This window comes from Halorubrum sp. SD612, assembly GCF_002135005.1.
This window is the reverse complement of record NZ_NEWI01000182.1, coordinates 1-4,301: the sequence shown is the minus strand read 5'-3', so window position 1 is coordinate 4,301 and position 4,301 is coordinate 1. Positions and strand designations below refer to the sequence as shown.

Sequence of the window (4,301 nt, the reverse complement as noted above, 5' to 3'; positions counted from 1 at the left end):
GCGTAACAGATGATGTTGCACATCCGGTCGATCGTCCACTGGTCGGTGCCGGTGAGCTCGACGAGCAGCTCGCGGGAGCCGGTCGTCACCTCGGTGCGCTTCCCGTTGATGACGGGGGGGAACGAGAAGAGGCCGAGCTCGTCGTAGATCGCCGGGTAGCGGTCGAGGCCCTCGACGAGGTCGGCGTAAGTCGTCCCGGTGTCGTGCTCCGTCAGGACCTCGGCGGGCGTCAGCTCGTCGTTCGCGTCGAGCGGGACGAACGCGTCCCCGTCGGGGTCGACGCCGCGGTAGGTGACCGACGGCTCCGCGCCCTCCTGGAGCGGCGCGCCCTTCACCATCGCGAGGTCGTGGATCCCGATCGCGCCCTTCGCGCGGCCGCGGCCCATCGTCGCGTGGAGCTTCTCTTGGAGCTGGATCAGCGACTCCAGCGCCGCCTCGTCGAGGTCGACGCCGCGGACCACGGCGCCGGTGACGTACGGCCGCTCGGCGGGGACCGACTCGTCGACCTCGATGGTCCACTCGGCGTCGTTCGCGTTCGGCACGTAGACGCCGCGGGCGTCGCCGTAGTGGTAGCGCAGCGAGCGCGCGACGCCCTCGACGGAGAGCCGGTCGAGGCGGTCGGGCGCGAACTCGAACTGGAACTGGCCGTCGTCGGTCTCGCCCTCGAACTCTAAGCCGAGCCCGAACAGGTCGTCTTTGAGTTCCCCGTCCTCCTTCTCCTCGTGGCCGGTGAGCTCGCGCAGCTCGTCGGGGTCGATGTCGACGACGGGCATCAGTAGCTCACCTCCGCGTTCCGCAGGAAGTCGATGTCGGCCAAGGTTCCGTGGAGGTCGCGGATGTCCTCCGCGCCGGTGGTGAGCATCGCCAGCCGTTCGAGGGCGAGCCCCCACGCCATCACGTCGCAGTCGACGCCGAGCGGGCCGGTGACCTCCTCGCGGAAGACGCCGGAGTTGCCGATCTCGATCTCCTCGCCCGTCTCCGGGTGCTCGCCGAACAGCTCGAAGGAGGGCTCGGTGTAGGGGTTATAATGGGGTTTGAACCGGATGTCCGTGATCCCGAACTGCCGGTAGAACTCCTCGAAGGTGCCCATCAGGTCGCGCACGGAGAGGTCCTCCGCCATCACCCATCCCTCGATCTGGAAGAACTCGAGCAGGTGCGTCGGGTCGAGCGTGTCGTTGCGGTACACCTTCTCGACCGAGAAGTAGCGCTGCGGCGGCTCCAGCTCGGCGCCGGCGACGCCGGAGAGGTATCGCATCGACAGCGACGTGGTGTGACCGCGGAGCGCGACCTCGCGGGCGAAGTCGGCCGACCACGGCGAGTGGTAGCCGTCGCCGTCGACTCCCCAGCCGTCGCGGTGGGCCGCCTCGACGCGGGCCATCAGCTCGTCCGGAATCGACTCCATCGGGTCCACGTCGAGCGCGAACCGGTCCCAGTGGGTCCGCGCCGGGTGGTCCTGCGGCATGAACAGGCAGTCGTTGATCCAGAAGTCGGCGTCGGCGTGCGGGCCCTCCATCTCCTGGAACCCCATGCCGACGAGCACGTCCTTCACGCGGTCGGCGGTCCGGCGGAGGACGTGCTTGCGGCCGCCGCGGGCCGTCTCCGCCTCGGCCTCGACGTTGTACTCGGCGAACTCGGCGTCGCGCCACTCGCCGCTCGCGAGGAGCTCGGGCGTGAGCGCCCCGACTGTCTCCGTCGCCTCCACGCCGGTCATCAGCGCGTCGACGCCGTCGTCGGTGAGCCGCACCGTCCGCGTGACGGACTCGCCGACCGAGACGAGCCCGCGCGAGTCGAGCCGATCGATCACCGCCTCGTCGACGTCGAGCGCGTCGACGTCGAGGCCCTCGCCCTCACCGCCGGCGTCCGCGAGCGCCGCGAGCGCCGTCGCCTCGGGGTCGGCGTCCGGATCCGCGCCCGGGTCGACCGAGAGCTCGCCGCCGTCGACGCTCCCGAACCCCTTGCGCGCGAAGTTCGCGAGCGCGATGTCGACCTCGGGACCGTCCAGTTCGGCCTCGCCGATGACCGCTCCCATCGAGGCCGGCTCGGCGTCGGCGCCCGCACCGAGCCCGGCCCGGTAGAGCCGCGTCTCGGGAAGCCCCGCCTCGACGTAGGACCGCCCCTCGTCGGTGAGATCGAGGGTCTCGTCGGTCGTCGAGCCGACCGCGACGAGCCCCTCGTCGGCGAGGTCGAAGGCCGCGCCCGCGACCGTCTCCGGCTTCAGGTCAGTCTCCGCGGCTATCTCCGCCACCGTTCGCTCGTCCGTCGCGCTCGCGGCCTCGAGGACCGCGAGCTGTCGTTCCGGGAGTCGCATTCGAGTTGTCTCTACACGCGTGCGGCTGGTTGGTAACGGTTCCGGGAGCGGACCGCCCGGCGAGAATCGTTTCTGATAAGCCGAGCGACCGAGTTATATACCGTATCGGCGTATCACGGCCATGAGCAGCGCAACGGCCGGATCGAGCGATTCCGGCTCGGTACCGGAGACGGCTCGCGTCCCTCACGGCGGCGACGGTCCCGCCCCCAGCCTCGCCGTCGTCGAGGCGATCGCCGAACTCGCCGACGTCGACCCGATCGACCTGCGCGACGAGGGCGTCGTGCTGTACGACCACGTCGACCCTGACGCCCTGAACGAACTCGTCTCCGGGCGAACCGACACCGACGTCGACGTCTCGATCACCGTCGCCGAGTACGACGTTCGCGTCGACCCCGACGCCGCGGTCGCCCAGCGATCGCGGAGTTGAGCCGACGGCTCGCGCCGACTCTCCTCCGTCCGTTACCCCTCCTCTGCCGCCCGGTCGCGGAGCCGCTCGATCCGATCGCCGAGCGGCGGCTGGACCTCGAACCACGTCGACCAGTCCCCCGTTTCCGGCTCGACGCCGCGACGCTCCGCGACGCGCTCGAACGCGTCGGCGACCCGGTCGGCGCCGACCGCGTCCGCCGCGCGCGAGTCGGCGGCGTACTGGACCCGCCGACCGGCCCAGAAGGAGACGATCCCGACGGCGACGACGGCGCCGAAGCCCGACTGGAACGGAACGAGCGCCGTGACGACCGCCGCCAGCGCCGCCAGCACGGCCCCGACGGCGACGGCGCGGAACTCGGCGTAGTACGCCGCGACCCGCCCGGCCTCCGCCGCGAGCAGCCCGACGGCGACGTCCTCGTCGAGGTCGGTCAACACGTCTTCCGTGAGGAACAGCACCCGACGACGGGGGGGCCCCCTGACCGCCACCCTTGCGGGACCGGGCGTCCCCGCCTCCGATCCGTCGCCCGCGCCGTCGTTGCCCGCGACGGACTCGATCGCGATCCGGTCGACGTCGAGCCCGCCCGGCTCCGCCAGCGCCGCGATCTGCGCCCGTTCCGCGTCCGTCGGCTCCCGCAGGTCCCGGAAGCGGTCGGCCGCGTACAGCGGCCCCACCGAGACAGCGAGCGCGGCGACGGCGGCGACGCCGACGAGGAGCGCGACCCTGATCATCGCTCTCGCCGACGGGACGACCGGAGTAAAAAGACCCGGTGTCGCTGCGCGTCTCCCCTGCTCGCCCGCCTCGCGCTCCTCACTCCGGGACTCGCCGCGCGAGCGCCCTGACCGCCGCCGCGGCCTCGCTGTCGGGGGCGGCGTCCGCGACCGGACGCTCCCCCGCGACCGACCGCCCGACGCGCGGATCGGCCGGGACCACCTCGACCGGCGCCCCGAGCGCGTCGCCGATGGCGTCGACCGGCGGCGGTTCGGTCACGCGGTTGACCGCGCAGCCGACCAGCCCGGCGTCGAGCTCGCGGGCGAGCTCCCGGGTACGGATCGCATCGGCCAGCGCGAACGCCCGGGGCGAGACGACGAGGAGGCAGGCGTCCGCGACCGCGAGCGGCACGCCCGCGTCCGCGCGTCGCCCCGCGGGACAGTCGAGGACGACGGTCCCGAACTCGCGTTCGACCGCGGCGACCGCGCCCTCCAACCGCGTCAGGTCGGCAGCGCGAGCGCCCGCGAGCGTTCGCCCGCACGGAACGATGTCGACCGGACCGGGGCGGACCGTCTCCATCGGGTCCGCCGCGCCCGCGAGCACGTCGTGTAGGTCGGGGCCGCGGCCGTCCGGCAGGTCGGCCATCCCGAGGTCGGCGTCGACGACGACCCCGTCGAGTTCGGCGGCGACGTTGTACGCGAGCGTCGTCTTCCCCACGCCGCCCTTCCCGCCCGCGACCGCGAGGATCACGCGAGCCCCTCCAGCGCCTCGGCCGGGACCTCGCTCTCCTCGGCGCGCTCGACCAGCGCCGCGGCCCGGTCGCGGACGGCCTTCAGCCGCTCGGCGTCGGCCGCGACG

General features: G+C 72.7%; 4 protein-coding genes and 1 pseudogene. 1 reads left to right on the top strand and 4 read right to left on the bottom strand.

Going from position 1 to position 4,301, the window contains the following annotated elements:
• Positions 1–773, bottom strand: a pseudogene (locus B9G38_RS14515) (phenylalanine--tRNA ligase beta subunit-related protein); the annotation flags it as partial.
• Positions 773–2,308 (bottom strand): phenylalanine--tRNA ligase subunit alpha, encoded by a 1,536-nt coding sequence (locus tag B9G38_RS14510; RefSeq protein WP_086220843.1) that lies wholly within the window; start codon positions 2,306–2,308, stop codon positions 773–775. The pseudogene B9G38_RS14515 and the gene B9G38_RS14510, both read right to left, overlap by 1 nt.
• Positions 2,309–2,429: 121 nt before the next feature.
• On the opposite strand from B9G38_RS14510, the gene B9G38_RS14505 reads away from it, so the two are divergent.
• The gene (locus B9G38_RS14505; RefSeq protein ID WP_086220842.1) at positions 2,430–2,735 is read left to right on the top strand and encodes a HalOD1 output domain-containing protein; all 306 of its coding nucleotides are present in this window, start codon (positions 2,430–2,432) and stop codon (positions 2,733–2,735) included.
• 32 nt (positions 2,736–2,767) lie between these two features.
• Here the strand turns inward: B9G38_RS14505 and B9G38_RS14500 are convergent, their stop codons facing one another.
• Positions 2,768–3,463 (bottom strand): peptidase, encoded by a 696-nt coding sequence (locus tag B9G38_RS14500; RefSeq protein ID WP_086220841.1) that lies wholly within the window; start codon positions 3,461–3,463, stop codon positions 2,768–2,770.
• 79 nt (positions 3,464–3,542) lie between these two features.
• Entirely contained in the window at positions 3,543–4,193 is a 651-nt protein-coding gene (locus B9G38_RS14495; RefSeq protein WP_086220840.1) for a chromosome partitioning protein ParA, read from the bottom strand.
• Positions 4,194–4,301 lie beyond the last annotated feature (108 nt).